Source organism: Methylophaga sp. (genome assembly GCF_030651745.1).
The window spans coordinates 42,175-63,402 of the sequence record NZ_JAUSCC010000122.1; the positions used below are offsets into that span (position 1 = coordinate 42,175).

18 protein-coding genes and 1 pseudogene are annotated in these 21,228 nt (G+C 58.4%); 16 read left to right on the forward strand and 3 right to left on the reverse strand.

Going from position 1 to position 21,228, the window contains the following annotated elements:
• The 15 genes from Q7V21_RS14180 to Q7V21_RS14250 all read left to right on the forward strand — a co-directional run bounded on the left by Q7V21_RS14180 (position 1) and on the right by Q7V21_RS14250 (position 17,588).
• Positions 1-1,131: an ABC transporter permease gene (locus Q7V21_RS14180; protein WP_088137969.1), complete on the forward strand. Its 1,131-nt coding sequence runs from the start codon at positions 1-3 to the stop codon at positions 1,129-1,131.
• Positions 1,132-1,178: 47 nt separating this feature from the next.
• The gene (locus Q7V21_RS14185; RefSeq protein WP_304917916.1) at positions 1,179-1,751 is read left to right on the forward strand and encodes a hypothetical protein; all 573 of its coding nucleotides are present in this window, start codon (positions 1,179-1,181) and stop codon (positions 1,749-1,751) included.
• Positions 1,748-3,169: a bifunctional enoyl-CoA hydratase/phosphate acetyltransferase gene (locus Q7V21_RS14190; RefSeq protein WP_304917917.1), complete on the forward strand. Its 1,422-nt coding sequence runs from the start codon at positions 1,748-1,750 to the stop codon at positions 3,167-3,169. The genes Q7V21_RS14185 and Q7V21_RS14190 overlap by 4 nt, the downstream gene beginning before the upstream one ends.
• Before the next feature lie 61 nt (positions 3,170-3,230).
• Positions 3,231-3,983, forward strand: a complete 753-nt coding sequence (locus Q7V21_RS14195) for an SDR family NAD(P)-dependent oxidoreductase (protein ID WP_054667835.1) — start codon at positions 3,231-3,233, stop codon at positions 3,981-3,983.
• Positions 3,984-4,062: 79 nt separating this feature from the next.
• Positions 4,063-5,301: an acetate/propionate family kinase gene (locus tag Q7V21_RS14200; RefSeq protein WP_304917918.1), complete on the forward strand. Its 1,239-nt coding sequence runs from the start codon at positions 4,063-4,065 to the stop codon at positions 5,299-5,301.
• Entirely contained in the window at positions 5,298-6,503 is a 1,206-nt protein-coding gene (gene gltS / locus Q7V21_RS14205; protein ID WP_304917919.1) for a sodium/glutamate symporter, read from the forward strand. The genes Q7V21_RS14200 and gltS overlap by 4 nt, the downstream gene beginning before the upstream one ends.
• Before the next feature lie 180 nt (positions 6,504-6,683).
• Entirely contained in the window at positions 6,684-8,435 is a 1,752-nt protein-coding gene (locus tag Q7V21_RS14210; RefSeq protein WP_304917920.1) for an alpha/beta hydrolase, read from the forward strand.
• 86 nt (positions 8,436-8,521) lie between these two features.
• A complete protein-coding gene (locus tag Q7V21_RS14215; protein WP_304917921.1) occupies positions 8,522-9,016 on the forward strand; it encodes a universal stress protein in 495 nt (164 codons plus the stop codon).
• Positions 9,017-9,069: 53 nt separating this feature from the next.
• Complete coding sequence (locus tag Q7V21_RS14220) at positions 9,070-10,086, forward strand: lipid A deacylase LpxR family protein (RefSeq protein WP_003296535.1); 1,017 nt, start codon at positions 9,070-9,072, stop codon at positions 10,084-10,086.
• Entirely contained in the window at positions 10,086-10,217 is a 132-nt protein-coding gene (locus tag Q7V21_RS14225) for a hypothetical protein (RefSeq protein WP_003050026.1), read from the forward strand. The genes Q7V21_RS14220 and Q7V21_RS14225 overlap by 1 nt, the downstream gene beginning before the upstream one ends.
• Positions 10,218-10,287: 70 nt before the next feature.
• Entirely contained in the window at positions 10,288-11,184 is an 897-nt protein-coding gene (locus Q7V21_RS14230) for a ribose-phosphate pyrophosphokinase (RefSeq protein WP_003050021.1), read from the forward strand.
• A gap of 38 nt (positions 11,185-11,222) precedes the next feature.
• Positions 11,223-13,601, forward strand: a complete 2,379-nt coding sequence (locus tag Q7V21_RS14235; protein ID WP_304917922.1) for a xylulose 5-phosphate 3-epimerase — start codon at positions 11,223-11,225, stop codon at positions 13,599-13,601.
• Positions 13,602-13,636: 35 nt separating this feature from the next.
• Positions 13,637-14,995, forward strand: coding sequence for an MBL fold metallo-hydrolase (locus tag Q7V21_RS14240; protein ID WP_304917923.1), 1,359 nt, complete (start codon positions 13,637-13,639; stop codon positions 14,993-14,995).
• Positions 14,992-16,509, forward strand: a complete 1,518-nt coding sequence (locus tag Q7V21_RS14245; RefSeq protein ID WP_304917924.1) for a thymidine phosphorylase family protein — start codon at positions 14,992-14,994, stop codon at positions 16,507-16,509. The genes Q7V21_RS14240 and Q7V21_RS14245 overlap by 4 nt, the downstream gene beginning before the upstream one ends.
• Before the next feature lie 188 nt (positions 16,510-16,697).
• Positions 16,698-17,588 carry a LysR family transcriptional regulator gene (locus Q7V21_RS14250; protein WP_003296540.1) on the forward strand — a complete coding sequence of 297 codons (891 nt, stop codon included), beginning with the start codon at positions 16,698-16,700 and terminating at the stop codon, positions 17,586-17,588.
• A 25-nt stretch (positions 17,589-17,613) separates the two neighbouring features.
• Here Q7V21_RS14250 and Q7V21_RS14255 read toward each other — a convergent pair whose 3' ends face one another.
• From Q7V21_RS14255 to istA, 3 genes and pseudogenes are all read right to left on the reverse strand, one after another.
• Entirely contained in the window at positions 17,614-17,907 is a 294-nt protein-coding gene (locus Q7V21_RS14255) for a helix-turn-helix domain-containing protein (protein WP_003296541.1), read from the reverse strand.
• A 189-nt stretch (positions 17,908-18,096) separates the two neighbouring features.
• A pseudogene (gene istB, locus Q7V21_RS14260) lies at positions 18,097-18,870 on the reverse strand (IS21-like element helper ATPase IstB).
• Positions 18,867-19,901: an IS21 family transposase gene (gene istA, locus Q7V21_RS14265; RefSeq protein WP_370654072.1), complete on the reverse strand. Its 1,035-nt coding sequence runs from the start codon at positions 19,899-19,901 to the stop codon at positions 18,867-18,869. Before istA ends, istB begins: the two are co-directional and overlap by 4 nt.
• 382 nt (positions 19,902-20,283) lie before the next feature.
• Between istA and Q7V21_RS14270 the strand changes: the two genes are divergently transcribed.
• Positions 20,284-21,204, forward strand: a complete 921-nt coding sequence (locus Q7V21_RS14270) for a RepB family plasmid replication initiator protein (protein ID WP_304917926.1) — start codon at positions 20,284-20,286, stop codon at positions 21,202-21,204.
• Positions 21,205-21,228 lie beyond the last annotated feature (24 nt).

The following is a 21,228-nucleotide window of genomic DNA, read 5'->3' on the forward strand; positions in this document are numbered from 1 at the left end:
ATGCGCAGAAGAAACCTGGCCAACATCTACGACCTTGGTGTCAAGGAGCTGTGGAGTCTTTGGCGCGATCCGATGATGCTTGTGCTCATCGTCTATGTGTTCACCGCGTCGGTCTACACCAAGGCCACGTCCATGCCGGAGACGCTGCACAACGCGCCCATCGCCATCGTCGACGAGGATAATTCGGCGCTGTCCCAGCGGGTTGCCTCGGCCTTCTACCCCCCGCAGTTCACGCCACCGGCCATGATCGACTATGGGGACGTGGACCCGGGCATGGACGCGGGGCTGTACACCTTCGCTCTGGTCATTCCGCCCAACTTCCAGCGCGACGTGCTGGCGGGGCGATCACCCGCCGTGCAGCTCAATGTCGACGCCACCCGCATGAGCCAGGCCTTCACCGGCAGTGGCTATATCCAGCAGATCTTCACCGGCGAAGTCAATGAGTTCGTCAAGCGTTACCGCGGCACCGACGCGCCACCCGTGGATCTGGCATTGCGCGCACGCTTCAACCCGGCACTGGACAAGGCCTGGTTCGGCTCGGTGGTGCAGATCATCAACCACATCACGCTGTTGTCCATCATCCTGACCGGCGCAGCGCTGATCCGGGAGCGCGAGCACGGCACCATCGAGCACCTGCTGGTGATGCCGGTTACACCCGCGCAGATCATGCTCTCCAAGGTCTGGTCGATGGCCCTGGTCGTGCTGATCGCCTCCTTCCTGTCCCTCAACCTCATGGTGCGCGGCATCCTGGGCGTGCCCATCGAGGGCTCCATTGTGTTGTTCTTCGCCGGCGCGGCCCTCAGCCTGTTCGCCACCACCTCCATGGGCATATTCATCGCCACGCTGGCGCGCAACATGCCGCAGTTCGGCATGCTGATGATGCTGACCATCATGCCGCTCCAGATGCTATCCGGCGGCGACACGCCCCGCGAAAGCATGCCCGAGATCGTGCAGAACATCATGCTGATCGCACCCACCACCCATTTCGTGGAACTGAGCCAGGCCATCCTTTACCGGGACGCGGGCCTGGAGACGGTATGGCAGCCGTTCCTGGCGCTGGCCCTGATCGGCACGGTGCTGTTTTTCCTGTCGTTGGCACGCTTTCGCAAAACGATCGGCCAGATGGCCTGATCGTTTGACCGCCCGAGTGGGCACTCAACCCAGTAAGGAGTTTGACCATGAGCAATGAAACCATCCCTCTCAACCTGTTCAAGGCGAACCTAGAACTGCAGCTGCGCCTCCAGCGTTTGATGCAGGAAAACAGCCAGCAATGGTTGGAGAACGCCACGCGCGCAGGCAAAGACGGCATTGCCGAGTCCGGCGCGGAAATCGAAAGCCTGCTTAAGGCGGAGAACTGGCAGGAACTGGCCACGCTGCCCGCACAAGAACAAGCCAGGCTGGAACAGGTTTCTACCTTGTTCGAGCAGGCCGAGCGCCAAGCGCAGGCGGCTTCGGCGCCCGCCGTGACAAGTCCCGCCACTGATACCTCCGCTACGGTCGTGGACGCGAAGTCGACAACCGCCATGCCACGCTCTGCCAGTGGCACATCCGCTGCGGTCGAGGATGCGAATGCGGCGCCAGCCATGCCGAGCTCCGCCAGTGACACCTCCGCTCCGGCCATAAACACGACCTCCAAGACATCCTCTCCAAAGCCTAAGGCGCCTCAGAAGAAAACTGCTGCGCAGAAAACTGTGTCCAAGACGCCAGCCGCCCCGCGGACAAGTCAAACACGGCGAGGGAAAGGCAAATGACGACGTCCTCCGCACCGGTCGATGGCGCCGCCGACGCATTGCAGGTTCTGCGCAACCGCACCTTCGACGAGATCGCCATCGGCGACAGCGCCAGCCTCGAACGCACGTTTTCGCCGCAAGACATCCACATGTTCGCGCTGCAATCGGGCGATGTGGATCCGGAATCTTCGGTGTCTTCGCCCTCGCGGGACACCACGGAGGCCATTTGTGCAAACGTCCTGATCTCGGCTGTGCTGGGAACACGCCTGCCGGGGCCTGGAACCCAATATGTCAGCCAGAACCTGCGCTTGCTCGGAGCCGTTCGGCCCGGCGACAGGCTGACCGTGCAGATGCAGGTGAGCAGCAAGGACACGGCCACCCATCACGTCACGCTGGACTGCACCTGCACCAGCCAGGAGGGGGTGGCGATTTTCCAAGGCCAGGTAGAGGTCGTAGCGCCCACTGAGCGCATTGAAAGAACGCGCACGGCGTTGCCGGAAATCCATCCGGATGCGCAGGGCCGCACAGGCCTGCAGCACCTGCTGGCGCATGTCGCGCACTTGCAACCGATTCGGGTAGCCGTCGTCCATCCGTGCGATGTCCCCAGCCTGTCCGCTGCGCTTGAAGCGCGCCACGCGGGGTTGATCGAGCCGGTGCTGGTCGGGCCACGAGGGCGGCTCGAAGCAGTCGCCACCGAGGCCGGGCTGGATCTGGCCGACGTCGCCATTGTGGACGTCCCGCACAGCCACGCCGCTGCGCAGCAAGCCGTCGCCTTGGCAGCCGCAGGTGAAGTCGAAGCCCTGATGAAAGGGAGCCTGCACACCGACGAGCTGATGTCCGCGCTGGTTTCGGCAGCAGCGGGGTTGCGAACCAAGCGCCGGGTCAGCCATTGCTTCCTGTTGCAGACACCGGCCTATCCGCGCCCGTTCATCGTCACCGATGCAGCGATCAATATCGCCCCGACTCTGGAACAGAAGGCAGACATCATCCGCAACGCCATCGAGCTGGCGCAGGTGATCGGCGTGCGCGAACCCAAGGTCGCAATCCTGGCCGCAGTCGAGACGGTCAGCCCGACGATGACGGCCACGCTCGACGCGGCGGCGCTGTGCAAGATGGCCGATCGCGGCCAGATCACTGGCGGCCTGCTCGACGGGCCGTTGGCCTTCGACAACGCCGTCTCCATCGCCGCTGCGCGCACCAAGGGGATCGTCTCCGAGGTCGCCGGGCAGGCCGACATCCTTGTCGTGCCTGACCTGGAGAGCGGCAACATGCTTGCCAAGCAGTTGATCTTCATGGGCGGCGCAGCCAGCGCCGGGATCGTTCTTGGAGCCAAGGTGCCAGTCATTCTGACCAGCCGCGCCGACTCGCGTGATACACGCATCGCCTCATGCGCGATCGCACTGATGCTGGCCCACCACTATCGGCTGTCACCCCCTTGAGCCGACTTATCGGCAACTTATTAACCCCCTCTTTTTAATCCACCCCTTTGGAGGAAACACCATGCAGTACTCATTCTCTGGCCGCGTAGCCCTGGTCACCGGTGCAGGGTCTGGCATTGGCGAGGCCATTGCCCGGCTGCTTGCAAGCAACGGCCTGAATGTCGTCGTCTCCGATGTCAGCGCCGACAATGCGCAGCGCGTCACCAGCCTCATCAACGCCGAGGGCGGCCACGCCGTGGCCAACGTGGCCGACGTGGCATGCATCGATGAGGTCCAGGCTGCCGTGGCCTGCGCGGTCGATACGTTCGGCGACCTTCATTTTGCCGTCAACAACGCCGGTATCGGTGGCGACCAGAGCCCGGCGGGAGAACTGGACCCTGCCGCCTGGCGCCGGGTGATCGATGTCAACCTGAACGGCGTGTTCTATGGCCTGCGCCATCAGATTCCCGCCATCCTGCGCTCGGGAGGCGGCGCCATCGTCAACGTCTCCTCCATCCTGGGGGTGGTGGGCGACGCAGCGAACCCTGCGTACGTCGCAGCCAAACATGGCGTGACCGGGCTGACCCGCTCGGCAGGACTGGCCTATGCGTCCAAGGGAATCCGGATCAATTCGATTCATCCCGGTTACGTGCGTACGCCCATCCTGGATTTCCTGGATGAATCGGCCCTCCAGAAGGCCGTTGACCTGCATCCGATCGGTCGTCTGGGTACATCGGACGAAATCGCCCATGCCGTGGCGTTTTTGCTGTCGGAAGGAAGCAGCTTCCTTGTGGGCACCCAGCTCATCGCCGATGGCGGCTACACGGCGCGCTGAGTCTGAAGACGATGAGACAGCAGACACCCCCGCACACCTCGGCGAAGTCGCGCGGACGGCGCGCAGAGAGGACGACCTGATGGACGTCACCATGGCCCGCTCCGGGCGCCGCGAACACGGACTGATCCTTGTGCTGAACTGCGGTTCATCCAGCATCAAGTTTGCGGTGTTCGATTCCTCGGCCGCGCCACTGCCGCGTCAGGCATTGTGGAATGGCAAGGTGCAGGGAATCGGCGGCGCCAACCCGGATTTCGGAGAGACCGGAGTTGCGCCGTTCCCGATCGAACTGGACACGGCACATCCGTATCGCGCCGCACTGCGCCTCATCCGCGATCGCGTCAGTCAGCGGCTCGACGGCCGCCACGTAGGTACTGTCGCCCACCGTATCGTCCACGGCGGCAGCAAATACTCCATGCCCGTGCGCCTGGACGCAAATGTCCTGGCCGACCTCAAGGGCTACATTCCTCTGGCCCCGCTGCACCAGCCATTCGCGCTCGAAGCCGTGGAGATCCTGCTGCGGGAGCAGCCCGAGTTGCCGCAGATGGCCTGCTTCGACACAGCCTTCCACCACACCCTGCCTCAGGTCGAACAGGTATTGCCGCTGCCCTACGACGCCTGGCAACGCGGCCTGCGTCGGTACGGATTCCACGGCCTGTCGTATGAGTACATGGCTGAGGCTTTGCCCGAACGCCATGGCGACGCGGCGCGCAGGCGCACCATCGTTGCCCACCTGGGCAGTGGCGCCAGCCTGTGCGCCATGCAGGGGCTCCAGAGCGTCGCCACCACCATGGGTTTCTCCGCACTTGACGGCCTGATGATGGGTACCCGCACCGGCGCGCTCGATCCAGGCGCCGTGCTCTACCTGATGGAGATCGAAAAGCTTTCACTGGAACAAGTGGGGCGTGTCCTCTATCACGAGTCCGGTCTGCTCGGCGTTTCGGGCATCTCGGCCGAGCCGCGCGTCATTGTCGGGCACGAGAACGATGAAGGTGAAACGGGTGAGCGAGCGCGCTTGGCGCTGGACCTCTACGTGCGTCGCATCGTGCGCGAGATCGGTGCCTTGGTTGCTGTTCTGGGCGGTCTGGACATGCTGGTGTTCACGGCAGGTGTCGGTGAACACAATGCGTTCATTCGCGAGCGCATCGGTGCGGCACTGGGTTTTCTGAACATTGCCCTGGATACCGACGCCAATGCCAGCCACGCGGCGACGATTTCCAGCGACCACAGCCAGGTCATCGTGGCGATCGAACCCACCAATGAAGAGTGGATCGCCGCCAGCCATGCGCTGTCCTGCCTGGACAGGGAGAAGGTGCGATGAAGATCGATGCCTTCCATGGCTTCACGCTCGCCATTCTGCTGTTGTTTGTGGGCAAGGGCTTGGTGGCGCGTTCGGGCACTCTGCGTCGTTACAGCATTCCGGAATCCTTGGTGGGCGGCTTGGCCTGCGCCTTGGTTGTCTTCGTCCTGTACTACGGGATAGGGGTCACGGTCAGTTTCGATCTGGAAGCACGAGACGCGCTTCTGCTGTACTTTTTTGCCGCCATTGGCCTAAGTACCGACGCTCGCACGCTGCGCCATGGTGGACGGCCTTTGCTGATCCTGTCGGGATTGGCCATCGGCTTCATGGTGCTGCAGAACCTCGTTGGGATGGAGACGGCACGCGCATTCGGCCTGGATCCGCGCGCCGGACTCATGGTCGGGTCCATTTCCCTGACCGGCGGGGTGGGCACTACCTTGGCCTGGTCCGATTACTTCGTTCAAACCCTCGGCATTGCTCAGGCGCAGGAACTGGGGTTGGCGGCGAACATGATCGGCTTGATTGCGGCGTGCACCATCGGTGGCCCGATCGCAAGCCTACTCATGCGCAGATATCAACTTCGAGCCTCCGGGGACAGCACACTGGAGATTGGCACGCTGCATAGCGATGAGCAGCAGTCTCGCTTGGATTACTACGGTGTACTGCTGGCATTGCTCTGGCTCAACTTCGCCTTGATGTTGGGCTCCGGAATCAATGCCGTCGTTGCGCGCACTCCCGTCACGCTGCCTGCATTTGTTGGCTGCCTGCTGGCGGGAATCCTGCTGCGCATGATCGGCGACTGGATGAGGCCGAATGGGCGCGGGCGTCTATGGAACTGGCCGAGCATGCAGCCGGGCATCGCTTTGATCTCCGACATGTCATTGGGCCTGTTTCTGACCATGGCGCTGATGGGCCTCAGACTCTGGGAGCTGCAGCCTGTACTTGCCTTCATCACCGTGGCAATGCTGGTGCAGATCATCCTGGTCATCGCATTCGTGCTTCTGATCGTTTTTCGGGCAATGGGCAGGGATTACCAAGCCGCAGTGATGTGCGCCGGTTTCGGCGGAATCGCGCTGGGATCTACCGCCACCGCCATCGCCAACATGACGGCGGTCACTCGGGAGCATGGCGCTGCGCGCGAGGCGTTCATTGTGGTGCCCCTGGTGTGCGGGTTCGTCATCGACATTGCGAACGCGCTGGTGATCAGCCTGATGGCCGGTTAAGACGAAAGAATTAACGGAATGCACCGGCAGGCGGAGACATCTCTAGCACGCTGGCACGGTGTCATCGCTAAAGCGCTGATGACATGAGTGCCGGTGTGCATGAACACAAGCGAGCACAACTACCCCCGTGTTCAAACGAGGGCGCTCCATCTATTTGAATAGCAATTGAGGTAATGCGTTTTGACAAAAAATAAGAAAGGTAATACTTCATCGACAATCGTTCCGGCACTGGATATGCAAGCGCATATGGCTTGGGCCCAGGCTTGGTCCTCAATTTCACCTGAATCGTCGCTGTTGGCTTGGACTGATTGGGCAAGCCATTTAGCGAACAGCCCCGGAAAGCAATCGGAGCTTTTGGCTTTTGCAGGCTCCTTGTCTGAGCAATGGATGTCTCTGCTGAAAAAGAGCTTGGTCAGTCCGGACCAGGAAGTTGCATCTCCTGAACCGTCACCTACCAATGACCGTCGTTTCAACGATCCGGCATGGGATCAATGGCCCTACAACCTTTTCCGCAGTTCCTTTCTTATTCAATCCAAATGGTGGGAGCAAGCCACGCAAGGTGTATGGGGTGTTGATCCACAACACGAACGCCTATTGGCGTTTGGCGCAAAGCAATGGCTGGAAATGGTATCGCCGACCAATTCTGCGCTTTTTAACCCCGTTGTCCTGAAAAAAACGATAGAAGAACAAGGCGCCAACCTGGCGCGTGGCATGTCCAACTTTCTCGATGACCTGCGCCGACAACTATCCGGTGAGCCTCCTGCGGGAACCGAGAACTTCGTCGTTGGGCGCGACGTGGCGGTGACGGAAGGAAAAGTCGTACTGAGGAATCAATTAATCGAGTTGATTCAATACACGCCCACTACCGCGAAAGTCCATCCTGAGCCAATACTGATCATTCCTGCCTGGATCATGAAGTACTACGTACTCGATCTATCTCCCCATAACTCGCTGATACGGTATCTCGTTGCACAAGGCCATACGGTTTTTTGCATCTCCTGGAAAAATCCGGATGCTAGTGATCGAGACTTGGGCATGGATGAGTATCTTGAGTTCGGCTTGCGTGCGGCGCTGGACGCCGTGACATCCATCGTCCCCGAGCAGGGAATCCACGCGGCTGGCTATTGCCTGGGCGGGACATTGCTGTCTATTGGGGCCTCGGCCATGGCGCGCGATGGCGATACGCGGCTGGCGTCCGTAAGCCTGCTGGCTGCGCAGACGGACTTCAGCGAGCCAGGCGAGCTTGGCCTTCTCATCAACCAGAGCCAGGTGGCGCTATTGGAGGCCAGTATGGCTCAAACAGGCTACTTGAGTTCAAGCCAGATGAGTGGCGCTTTCCAGCTACTGCGCGCCTACGATCTTGTATGGTCTCGCATGATCGACGAGTACGTGTTGGGCGATCGTCGGCCAATGACCGACCTGATGGCTTGGAATGCCGATGGGACTCGCCTGCCGGCGAAGATGCATTCGCAATATCTCCGACGCCTTTACCTGAATAATGATCTCAGCGCAGGGCGCTATCCCGTCCTGGGTCGTCCGGTTTCAGTGGGAAACATCACCGTACCGATGTTTTGCGTCGGCACTGCCTCCGATCATATTGCGCCGTGGCGCTCCGTTTACAAGCTGCATCTCCTGTCTTCAGCCGAACTGACTTTTGTATTGACCACCGGAGGGCACAACGGCGGCATCGTGAGCGAGCCTGGCCGAGGCAAGCGCCAGTATCAAATCCATACGCGCGCCGTGAATGAGGGGTACATGGCGCCGGACGAGTGGCAAGCCACTGCACAGACGCATCTAGATTCGTGGTGGCCGGCATGGTCAGCATGGCTTCGAGAGCGCTCTGGTGAAGGTGTTGCGCCTCCGCTCATGGGGGCCGAATCCCGTGGATATCCCACTATTTGCGACGCCCCGGGGAAATATGTACGCAGCTGAATACGCGCATACCGCGTCCGCTATTGCGACACGCTATGCGCAATATCTATTCGACACCCCACCTACTTTGATAACTGGAGACATTCATGTACTCAAGACTGCTGGTTCCGCTCGACGGAAGTTCTACCGCCAATTTGGCCCTCCACCACGCCGCGGTGCTGGCACGCCTAAGCGGTGCAACCATCATCTTGCTGCACATTATCGAGGAAATGAAGCACAGCAACGGCTTCGAGAGGCCGAGAATTTACCTTGAAGAAGTAAGGCCAGGCTTCCTGGCGGCCGGGCAGAAGCTGCTCGACGAGGCGGCGCTGCGGCTGAGACAGGAAGGCTTGACGGTAGAGACCGTCCTTCTGGAGAGCAAGGGCGAGCGCGTCTCGGTACTTATCGCGCAGCAGGCACTGGCTACCGGATGCGAGCTGGTGGTGCTGGGCACCCACGGACGTCGGGGCGTGGACAGGCTGCTGCTGGGAAGCGATGCCGAGCAGCTCGCTCGGATCGCACCGGTTCCCGTGATGCTGGTACGCCAGCCCCATTCTGTCATTGCTACTGCAACCCCTGGGCACGGTGGCATGCCAGCGTGACGAAAGTTCAGCCCACTGACCTCGCTGAATGGAGGCTCAGAGTCGCAGCTACCTTGCTGCTGCTGTCGCTGAGTGCCTGCGCGCAGGCACAGTCCTGCCACCGTGACAATCCGCTGCGCTCGACCGGAACGCTCAATCTGCGGATCGACAACGACATGTTCGGCGGCATGGGACAGGATCAAGGGTACTCCAACGGGTTTCTCGCCAGTTGGGTTTCCCCCAACCTCGTGGACTATAGCGATGACCCTTGTCTACCGCGTCTCGTCCGTGGGCTGAATCGCTTTCTCACGATGCTCCAACCCCAAGGCTTCGACGAACAGAACATGACCATCGGCTTCGGGCAGATGATGTACACCCCGAACGACAAAACGCGCAGCGATCTCATCAAGGATGATCGTCCTTTCGCGGGCGCCTTGATGTTGAGCCTTGGCTATAACGCGAGGCGGGGCGATACGCTGCGCACTTCGCAACTCCGCGTGGGGGTGGTGGGGCCCTCCTCCCAGGCCAGGCAAGTCCAGAACTGGTGGCATGACACCGTCGGAGTGGACAGATTCAATGGCTGGAGACATCAACTGCGCGACGAACCCGTGCTGCAGTTGCTCCACGAACGCCGAACACGAGTCATCAGGCAAGAAAACGTCAGCGGTTGGGGTTGGGATCTGACCCGCCACTGGGGCGGCAGCTTGGGCAATTTCGCCACCTACGCGAATGTCGGCGGAGAACTGCGCTATGGCCTACGCCTGCCGGACGACTTAGGCACCGCACCGCTGCGCCCGGCTGGAGAAAACACCTCGCCCGTGCGTAAGACCGCTGGCAGCAACTGGAACGGGCACCTGTTCGTGGCACTCGACGGTCGCTGGGTTTTGCACGACATCACGTTGGACGGCAATACGTTCAAGTCCAGTCATAGTGTTGATAAACGGCCATTCGTGGCCGATGTGGGCTATGGCATCGCGATGACTCAGGGCAACTGGCGCATCGCGATAGCCCGCTACCACCGCACCCGCGAATTTCGTGGACAAAAGGAAATCCCGGTCTACGGAACGATCACCGTAGGACGGCGATTCTGATGCAGATCGATTCCTTGAACGCCATGCAAGCCACTCTGTTGCTGTTCATGACAAGAGCCTGGTTGCTTGTGGAGCTACCACGTCGACGCAGTACTGCCAATGCCGTCGTCATTAGCCAGTTGGCAAGGTGAACACAGCGAGCTACGATAAGGCACCCGCGCTCGATAAGAGACCAAGGACAACAAATAAGGAGATAAATGGATGCAACGACTCACCCTGGCCCTACCCGGCAATGAAGATCTGGCCCGCGGCATCGCGCAGGCATGCGGCAGCGAAGCCGGCCGCATCGAAACGCGCCGATTCCCCGATGGCGAGAGCTATGTCCGGTTGCATGGCGAACCTGCCGATCGGATCGTGGATGTGATTTGCACGCTGGCCCATCCTGATCCGCAGTTCCTGCTTCTGGCTTTTGCCGCTGACGCGGCGCGCGAACTTGGCGCGCAAGAGGTGAACCTGATCGCACCGTATCTGGCCTACATGCGCCAGGACAAGCGATTCCATGACGGAGAAAGCGTGACGTCGCGGTCCTTCGCACGTCTGGTCTCATCGACCTTCGACAAGCTGCTCACGGTGGATCCGCATCTGCACCGCTATCCGACACTATCAGCGGTCTACACGATCCCCACCATCACCTTGCATGCCGCACCACTGCTGGCCGACTGGATCGCGAATCATGTCGAAGAACCTTTGATCGTGGGCCCCGACGAGGAAAGCGAGCAGTGGGCCGGCGCCATCGCGTCCCGCATCGGCGTACCGCACGCTGTGCTTCGCAAGACACGCCATGGCGATCGCAGCGTGGACATCGATGTTCCCGACCTGTCGATCTGGCGCGGCAGAACGCCGGTGCTTGTGGACGACATCGCATCATCAGGCCGCACGCTCGCCGTCGCGGCGCGCAAGCTCGCCGAGCAAGGAATGCGCAAGCCGGAGTGCGTAGTGGTGCATGCCCTGTTCGCCGAGGATGCCTGGGCCCAATTGACACCGTTGTTTGCCCGAATTACGTCCACCGACGCAGTACCGCATCCGAGCAACCGGATTGGTCTCGCTTCGCTGATTGCCGACGCTCTCTCTAGCGGGAAAACCGATCCGCGAGGCTGATCTTTTTATCGATCCAACTATTTTCAAGGAGACCTGAAATGTCCTCTCAAGCTAACCTCGCAACCGATTGGCGTGCTGGTTACGGGCCCATCGCGCACAGGTCTGAAACCATCGAACGTATGCAGGCCCTAGTGCAACGTCTGGTCGCGCAAAGGCGTATAGCAGACGAAGCCTCGGCCCATGCGCTGCTGGCTGCAGCCGACCGGGTGGCCTGCACGGCCATGAGCGTAGTGGCGCATATGACCTATGCCCGGCGCATCGACCGAAGCGGCTGCCCACTGGGCTCCGATGATTTCAAACAAACGCCCGAAGGCCACACCGGCGGCTCGCTCAACATGGTGCCAGCCTTCGTGGGTTATCTGTTGGCCAACGCGCTGACCGGGACGACACGCGGCTGGCTCATGGGGCAGGGGCACTGCGTGGCCGCGATCGAGGCGGTGAACGCACTGACCGGCGATGTATCCGCCGCCCAGCGTGGACGCTACGACCGCAGCGAGGCGGGCCTGTCGCTCCTGATCGCGGACTTCTACTCCTATGCCATCGATAAGCAGGGTCGGCCCGCGGTACCGCTGGGTAGCCATGCCGGGCCGAACACGGCCGGCGCGATCTCCGAAGGCGGCTATCTGGGGTTCGCCGGGCTGCAGTATGTGCACACGCCGTTGCCGGGAGAAAGCCTGGTGGCATTCCTCAGTGATGGCGCTTTCGAGGAACAACGTGGCTCGGACTGGGCGCCGCGCTGGTGGCGCGCCGAGGACTGCGGCTTCGCCATCCCGGTCATGATTCTCAACGGACGGCGCATCGAGCAGCGCACCCAGATCGTGCAGGAAGGTGGCGCTACCTGGCTGGCCGAGGACCTGCGCCACAACGGCTTCGATCCGGTCATCGTTGATGGACGTGATCCGATGGCGATCGCATGGGCCATTGTTGAAGCCGAAGACACGCTGAGCGCCTTCGCCGCACGCTCGGATCGGCGCTATCCGGTCAAGCTGCCCTACGTGATCGCCGAGACGGAGAAAGGTTTTGGCTTCCCGGGCGCGGCGACCAATGCCGCCCACAACCTGCCGCTGAACGGCAATCCGCGCGAGGATGCGCAGGCACGCGAGGCCTTCAACGCAGGGGCTGCGGCGCTGTTCGTGCCCGAGAGCGAACTGGAAAACGCGCTCACCGTCCTTGCGAATCACGGCCAGAGCCAGCGCTCGCGCGAAAGCGAGCACCCCATGGCCCTACGCCATCCAGCGAGCCCTCATCTGCCGATGCCGGCCTGGGCGCCAACTGAGGTATCGGGCAGCGCCATGTCCGCACTGGACCGTTGGTTCGTGGAGCTAGTGCAGGCAAATCCACAGTTGCGCATCCGGATCGGCAATCCCGATGAACTGGCCAGCAACAAGATGGGGACCACGCTAGCGCTGCTCAAGCACCGCGTCAACGTGCCCGAACCCGGCGTCCCGGAATCGACGGATGGCTCGGTGGTCACCGCACTCAATGAAGAAGCCGTTGCGGCCGCCGCCCTCGCCAACAAAGGGGGGCTGAACCTGATCGTCAGCTACGAGGCATTCGCGGTCAAGATGCTTGGATTGATGCGCCAGGAGATCATCTTCGCGCGTCGGCAGAAGGAGCTGGGCCAGCCGCCAGGCTGGATCTCCGTCCCGCTGATCGTCACATCCCACACCTGGGAGAACAGCAAGAACGAGCAGTCACACCAGGACCCGACCATTGGCGAAGCATTGCTGGGGGAGATGTCGGACACCGCACGCGTGTTGTTCCCGGTGGATGCCAACACGGCGTCCGCCGCGCTGCGAGCGGTCTACGCCAGCCGGGGCCAAGTGGCCTGTGTGGTGGTCTCCAAGCGCGACACGCCGAATCACTTCAACGCCGCCGCCGCTCAATCGCTGGTTGAGCACGGAGCAGCCCATGTAGCCGGCGATCCGGCTACAGCACAACTGCAGTTCGTGGTGATTGGCGCCTACCAGTTGGAGGAAGCGTTCAAAGCCCACGCCCGCCTGGAGCGCCATGGACTTGCGTCGTGCGTCACTGTAGTGATCGAACCCGGCCGCCTGCGCATTCCGCGAGATGACCTTGAGGCCACCTTCGTGGTCGGTGACGAAGCCCTGCAAGCACTCTTCCCGCCTCACCTGCCGCGCGTGTTGATGAGCCATACCCGCCCTGAGCCGATGCTGGGCGTGCTGCGCCGCATTGACAGCGGCCCCTCGAAGACGCGGGCTTTGGGCTACATCAACCGCGGCGGCACACTCGATGTGGCTGGAATGCTGATCGCCAACCGCTGCACCTGGGCGGACGCCATCTATGCGGCTGCGCAAGTGACCGGCTGGAACAGTTCGCAGGTTGCTGCGGCCGCGACCGACGCGCGAATTTCAAGTGGTTCTGACGCGGTCCGCGGCGACCGCGCCGGTTCCTGATTTCACAACCCACCAACAAGAGAGGAGACAAATACATGCTCTCATTGACCAGCCTGGGTGGTGCCGGCACCGTCACCGGCTCCAAGCACCTTATCACCCATGGCAATACCCGCATTCTGATCGACTGCGGACTGTTCCAGGGATTGAAAAACCTGCGCGAACTTAATTGGCAGCGCCTGGCCGTTGAACCCAAGGACATCGATGCGGTCGTACTGACGCATGCGCACCTGGATCATTGTGGGTATCTGCCCCGATTGGTGCTGGACGGGTTCCGCGGGAAGATTTTCTCGACCTCAGCCACGCGAGATGTCGCCGAACTCATCCTGCTCGACAGTGCCTGGTTGCAAGAGAAGGACGCCGAGTTCGCCAATCGAAAAGGATTTTCCAAACACAAGCCAGCCCTTCCGCTGTATCGGGTTCGGGATGCAGAACGTGCGCTCCTGCAGTTCAAACCGGTGCCGCTGCATCAAGAGACGGAATTGCCGGGCAATGCCCGTCTACTGCTGCGCAGCGCTGGTCACATTCTTGGGGCGGCGACGGTTCAGATCGACATTGGCGGCAAGCGTTTGGTGTTCTCCGGCGACCTGGGGCGCTATGACGATGTGGTCATGCCTGATCCTGAACCCGTCACGGCAGCGGACTACATCATCATCGAGTCCACCTATGGCAATCGTCGTCATGACCGTTCCGATGCCGTCGAAGCGCTGGGCGACATCATCGAGCGCACGACTCGCCGCGGAGGCACCGTAGTGATTCCCGCTTTTGCCGTTGGACGAGCGCAGTCGTTGATCTACGACTTGTGGCTGTTGCGACAGCGCGGTCGGCTCCGCACCGTGCCCGTCTATCTGGACAGTCCGATGGCCACCAGCGCAACTGCGCTGCTGCACCGCCATGCCGACGACCACAAGCTCGCACAACACGATTTCGAGGCGGCATTCTCAGAAGTCACATACATGCGCGACGTTAAAGAGTCCAAGGCGCTATCGGCGAATCGCTACCCCAAGGTGATTATTTCCGCCAGCGGCATGGCCACCGGTGGCCGCGTGCTGCATCACATAGAAGCGTTTGGCGGCAGTCATCAGAACACGCTGCTGTTCTCTGGATTTCAGGCCGCAGGTACGCGCGGACGCAAACTGCTTGAGGGCGCTCGCGAAGTCAAAATTCATGGGCGCTGGATGCCGATCAAGGCGGAGGTCGCCGAGCTTGCGATGTTGTCGGCTCATGCCGACAGCGATGAGCTGATGCGATGGCTGCGCAGCTTTACCAAGGCACCGGAAAGAGTGTTCATTGTTCACGGTGAATCCGATGCCTCCGAGGCGCTGCGCGAACGTATCCAGCGCGAACTCAATTGGCACGCATCGGTGTCCATGCAAAACCAGGAATTCGCCCTGTGAGTGCCCGCATCACCCCCCAGACACCCGCCTTGCAAGCATTGCGCATGCGACTGCATGCCCAGCATCAACCCGTCGTCTTGATGCGTACCGATTGCCATGTCTGCCGTGCCGAAGGGCTGGCACCGCGGTCACAGGTACTGCTCATTGCCGGCGACCGCACTGTGCAAGCGCTACTGTACCAAATCGACAGCGATCTGCTCAAAACCGGACAGATCGCTCTGTCCGAGGCCGCCTGGGATGCCCTGGACATTCATGAGGGCGATCTTGTGCAGGTTCGGCATCCTCCGCTGCTCGAATCGTTGTCGGCCGTGCGTGCGCGAATTCACGGCCACCGACTGCAAACGACGGAGTTGCAGGCGATCGTCCGTGATGTGGTCGATGGTCGCTATACCGATGTCGCACTTTCGGCCTTCCTGACCGCAACGGCGGTACTGCCTCTGGATATGCAAGAGACCATCCATCTCACCCGTGCGATGGTCGATGTCGGGGATCACCTGCAATGGCAGGCTCCGATTGTTGTGGACAAGCATTGCGTGGGCGGATTACCGGGAAATCGCACCACGCCGTTGGTGGTTGCCATCGCCGCAGCCAATGGATTGGTGATGCCCAAGACCTCATCACGCGCCATCACCTCTCCCGCTGGCACCGCGGACACCATGGAAACGCTGGCTCCTGTAGACCTGGACCTGGATACGCTCAGAAAGGTCGTGGAAAAAGAGGGTGGATGCGTGGCGTGGGGCGGCGCGATGCACCTCAGCCCCGCGGACGACATCTTCGTGCGCATTGAGCGTGAACTGGATATCGACACGCAAGGACAACTGATTGCCTCGGTGTTGTCCAAGAAGATTGCGGCAGGGGCGACCCACATCGTGATCGACATTCCGGTTGGGCCAACCGCAAAAGTCCGCAGCCAGGAAACGGCCGAGCATCTTGCATATCACCTTTCGGAAGTCGCCGCGTCATTTGGCCTTGTATTGCGTTGCCTGTTTACAGACGGCAGCCAGCCTGTCGGCAGAGGTATCGGCCCAGCGTTGGAAGCACGCGATGTGTTGGCGGTATTGCGCAACGAGGCTGATGCGCCACAGGATCTACGTGACCGTGTGGCGATGGTGGCGGGTGCGGTACTTGAGCTTGGCGGCGTCGCCAAAGAAGGGGATGGAATTCGATTGGCTCACGAGACGATCAGCAGTGGCCGCGCCTGGGAAAAATTTCAGAGGATCTGTGCCGCTCAGGGGGGATTTCGTGAGCCACCCCAAGCTCTTTACGTCGAACCGCTTTTGGCAACCACTACGGGACGAGCAGTACACATCGACAACCGGAAACTTTCCCGTTTAGCCAAATTGGCCGGAGCGCCAGAGAGTTCGGCCGCAGGGATTCAGTTGCAGGTTCGCCTAGGGGACGAGGTAACAAGCGGGCAACCATTGATGTTTTTGCATGCGCAAACGTCTGGAGAGATGGCCTATGCACTCGCATACGTACATGACATTGGTGACATTGTAAATATTGAACCGTAGCGCCGTAGATATACAGGGCTCTTGAGCGCTTGGTCAATCAGAGCCCGGCATCTCGTTTGGAAAAGTTGAACGCCTACGACTCGTGCTCAAAGAACATATGCCACATACATCGCTTAAAAGCAGTTTTCAACCTGCATGGCGTGAGCAAATAGAAGGAGGTTGTCAGCGCCTGAATAGGAACATTGCTCATGGAACTGCGACACTTGCGTTGCTTTATCGTTTTGGCCGAAGAGCTTCATTTCACACGCGCCGCTGAGCGCCTGCATATAGAGCAATCCCCCTTGTCTCGAACTATCAAAGAGCTTGAGGACGAGCTAGGGGTTGTGCTCTTCGATCGGAATCGCCGGGGCACAGCGCTGACCCCTGCTGGCGCCGCCTTCTTACAGGACATCCGCAGGCTGTTCACTGTCCTGGAGCAGGCACAGGAGAACGTTCGAGCGGTCGCAGCAGGCTTGCGAGGGAACCTGCGCATTGCCGTCTCCGATGGTGCGACCGACCCTCGGCTCTCGGCGTTTCTGGCCCGTTGCCGCGCCGAGGAGCCGGAGGTCGAGATACGTCTGTCCGAAGTGCCTTTGGCCGAGCAATTGCGCGGCTTACGATCAGGCGACTTCACGATCGGGTTCGCGCACACCGCCGACGTCGGTGATGGCATTGTTGCGGAACCGATCTGGCGAGACCCGCTGGTGCTTGCTGTGCCAGCCCGGCACGAGTTGCTCGCCCACAGGGAGGTTCCACTTCATGAACTCGGGAGCCACCCGCTCGTCTTGTGCGATCCACAGGTGTGCGAGGGGTACTGCCACCAACTGGCACAGCTCCTGCAGCCTCTGGAGCACAAGCCGAATGTCGTTGAGCACGCGTCCTCGCTGGACATGATGCTCACCCTTGTCGGTGCAGGCTACGGCGTCGGCTTCACAACGACGACCAGGATCGCTGGCTACCAGCGTCCGGATGTTGTGATCCGTCCCTTGGCGATGGAATCCGCAGTCATCACTACCTACTTGCTTTGGTCCGAAAACAGCAGTATGTCGGTTTCGCTGGAGCGATTCATCGCTCGCCTACGCGACCGTTTGGGCGACTGACGGCGCCATCCACAGACGGCCAATCTCAAGAATCGGTGCCAGAACCAAGGTTGCGCTCTGTTACAGCCATCAGTTCGGCAGCACTTATCCCGAGCGCGGCGGCAATTTTCAGTATCAGAGCCAGCGTAGGCATATGCTCTCCACGCTCGATCTTGCCCATGTGCGAGCGCGCGACCCCAGCCAAGCCTGCCAGCTTTTCCTGACCGACTCCTTGTTCCAGGCGTGTGGCACGCACCGCTTTTCCGAAGGCCAGCGCTGGCTCGGCTTCAAATGTGGTTGTGCCTGGGGGACGGCCTTGTGAAATTGGACGCTTCTGCATTGACAGAAGCGTCGATCAGCCAAGAGAATTTAACCACGTTAAACTTAACTCATTGCTATCATATTAGGTTACTTTATTTGACCCGATAGCTTCGTGGGGCTCTCATGCACGACGCCACCAACCGGTTGTCCCACTTCATGTCAACAACAGTCGAAAACTGATCCACAGCACCAATTGAAAAGTGATCCACTATTCCTTGGGTTTATCCATTAATCCAGCTTGTTTCTTTTCTCTGATCCGATAGCTTTCTCCTTTGATTTGTATGATGTGGGAGTGGTGTAAAATTCGGTCCAGCATTGCAGATGTCAGTGCCATATCGTTGGCAAAGACTTGTCCCCACTGACCGAAGGGTAGATTACTGGTTAATATGACCGAGCCTTTCTCATAGCGCTTGGCAATCACATCAAACAGCAACTTGGACTCATGTGCCGTAAAAGGTAGATAGCCTATCTCATCAATAATGAGCAAACGAGGTGCGACAACAGAACGTTGCATCACTTGCTTATACTTATCCTGTCGCTGGGCTGTTGCCAATTGCAGAATCAGGTCGGACGCACTGATAAATCGAGTTTTAATACCTGCCTGAACAGCTTTGTAACCCAGTGCTACGGCAATATGGGTTTTGCCGAGACCGGAAGGACCGAGTAGAACAACATTTTCCTGTCGCTCGATAAATGATAACGAGGCAAGTTCGGTGACTTGCTTTTTCGGTACGCCAGATGCAAAGGCATAATCAAAGTCTTCCAACGTTTTCAGAGATGGAAAGCCTGCCATACGAGTAAACATATGTTGTTTGCGTTGATGACGTGAACGTTTCTCACACTGCAAGATCTGTTCAAGGAAGGTCAGCTAATCCCACTCCTGTTTTGCGGCTTGTTGCGCCAAGTCACTAGCATTTGAATCAACACCTGGTAGTTGCAACTCATTAGTGAGCTCACCAATACGCGATAATTGCAGGTTCATAAGGTCTCCACCAGTTGGTCGTATACGCTTAAGTCATGATGCAATGGTTGCTGACTGAGTAAGCTTAATGAATGCATGGAGCTGTCTTTGGACAATGAAGCCGTCACAGGCAGAATTTGAGGTGGCAAAGATTGCAACATCGGCCTTTCTGTCACCAGACGTGCGGCGGGTGTTTGTTTGGTGGTGTCATGTATACGTTGGTGAGCCACGGTTTCTATCCAATGTGCTACTTCTTCATTGGCGGTTGGTATATCTAATGTCTGCCCTAGTGCCATCAGTTTGGTGTTGAGCGGGTGAAAGAAGTTGTCCCTGACATAGCGCACCATACGTTCGACTTTACCTTTGGTTTGTGGTCGATAGGTGTGGCAGAGTTTGGGGATAAACCCCATGCTTTTGGCAAACTGGTAAAAAGGCTGATGCAGTCGGTGTTGCCCCTCGCCATATGCATCGCGCTCAACCACAACGGTCTTCATATTGTCGTACCAGACCTCATGGGGAATGCCTTGAAAATAATCAAAGGTCAAACGATGACAGTATTCCAGTGTGTCGTAACGCATGTTATCGGTAAACACGACCATCATTGCCCGGCTGAAACCCAGTACCGCAATAAAGGCATGGATGGGACGTTTTCCCCCACGCATTTGTCCCCAATCAACCTGCATTTGTTTACCGGCTTGTGTTTCAAAACGCACGATGGGCTCAATGGTTTTCTGGCCTCGGTATTGATAGATATATTGCCGTAGTAACGACAAGCTGCCGGTGTAACCCAACTCTTGTATCTCTCGGAATAAAACCACGCCCGAGAGATGCACTGGTTTAGCCTGTGCGATCCGCGAGTGTAGAAACGACTTAAAGGGCTCCAGCAAGGACGTTTGCTTAGTTCGTGTTGCATACACCGGCTCATCAATACGGGTATTCAAGTATCGCTTAACCGTGTTACGAGAAATGCCTAACTGCTTGGCGATGGCTCTTTGTGAGAGGCCTTGTTGATGCAAAATCTGAATTTTCATGAGTTCTTCTTTTGTAATCAAAGTGCCTCCGAAAAGGCACAATAGTGAAAACAAGTGGCTCAGATTTCAATTGTTGAGGTGGATCAGTTTTGCATTGTTGTTAGCAAAAGTGTTTAGTATCAATACATTACAAGCTATAGTGCGACAGATTTACGGTATAATTTCATCACTTGAAAACGACAAATTAACGGTACATGACGACGTATTTACGGTTATCTGTACAGATGGCGCTGCTTTGCCGGCTTTATTCCTTCAAAACGACAGATTTACGGTGTGATGACTCTAATGAAGCCACACTATTCTGTAGATGTACGATAGAACGACAGTTTACGGTATTAAATAAAATTCTTCAGGTATATATTTCGAGACACCAACCGGTGATGTCGTTGTATAGGTTTTGAAGATGTCCAATGAAAATAACAGGCTGATCGTTAAATCAAACAAGCTAATTGAAGCCAGTTATAGGCTTACATTGAATGAGCAACGTGTTTTGCTGGCGGGTATCTCACAGATTGATTCTCGCAACAGCCTTGAGGAGAACATGACATTTGAAGTGCATGCTCAGGATATTCAGGACTTAGTAGGTTTAGAGGACAATAAAAATATCTATCGCGCTTTAAAGGCGGCTTCAGAGAAGCTTTATGAGCGAACCGTTGTAATTGATGATCCAGATCCATCTAACCCCGCCATCACGAAACGTAAAACACGCTGGATCAGCTCAATTGATTACATCCCCGGTGAAGGACGGCTGGTGATGATTTTCTCTGCCGGTATCATCCCCTACCTCTCCAGCCTCACATCCAGCTTCACTAAATACAAACTGACTCATATCGCTCGTTTTGAGAGCGTTTATTCGATTCGGATGTATGAGATGTTTTCGCAGTGGTCTGGTGTTGGACGATTTGAGATAACGCTTGATGAATTTCGAGAGCGATTACAGGTGCAAAATCTTTATAAACGCGTCACAGATCTAAAAAAGCGGGTTATCGATCCGGGTGTAAAGGAAATCAACCTTCATTCAAATTTGGATGCTAAGTACGGTCTAAGAAAGACAGGCAAAGTGATTACCCATATTCAGTTTGAATTCAAAGCCAAGCCCGGCGCAATTACTGACAAAATGATTCGTGATGCTGCACGCCCAGGCGAGTCGAGTGAACAAGTGGCTGCTCGGCTGAAAATGGAACAAAAATCTGCAATAGAAAAGCAATCACTCCATCAGCCTCAAGAAAGAGAGGCTTCATCTTCTCCTGTAAGCGTCGATGAGTATCGTAAACAGGCACTGGCCATAACAGGCAACAAACGAAAAATCCAAACCTCTCAGTAAATTTAGACTCAAACTTGCGTGATC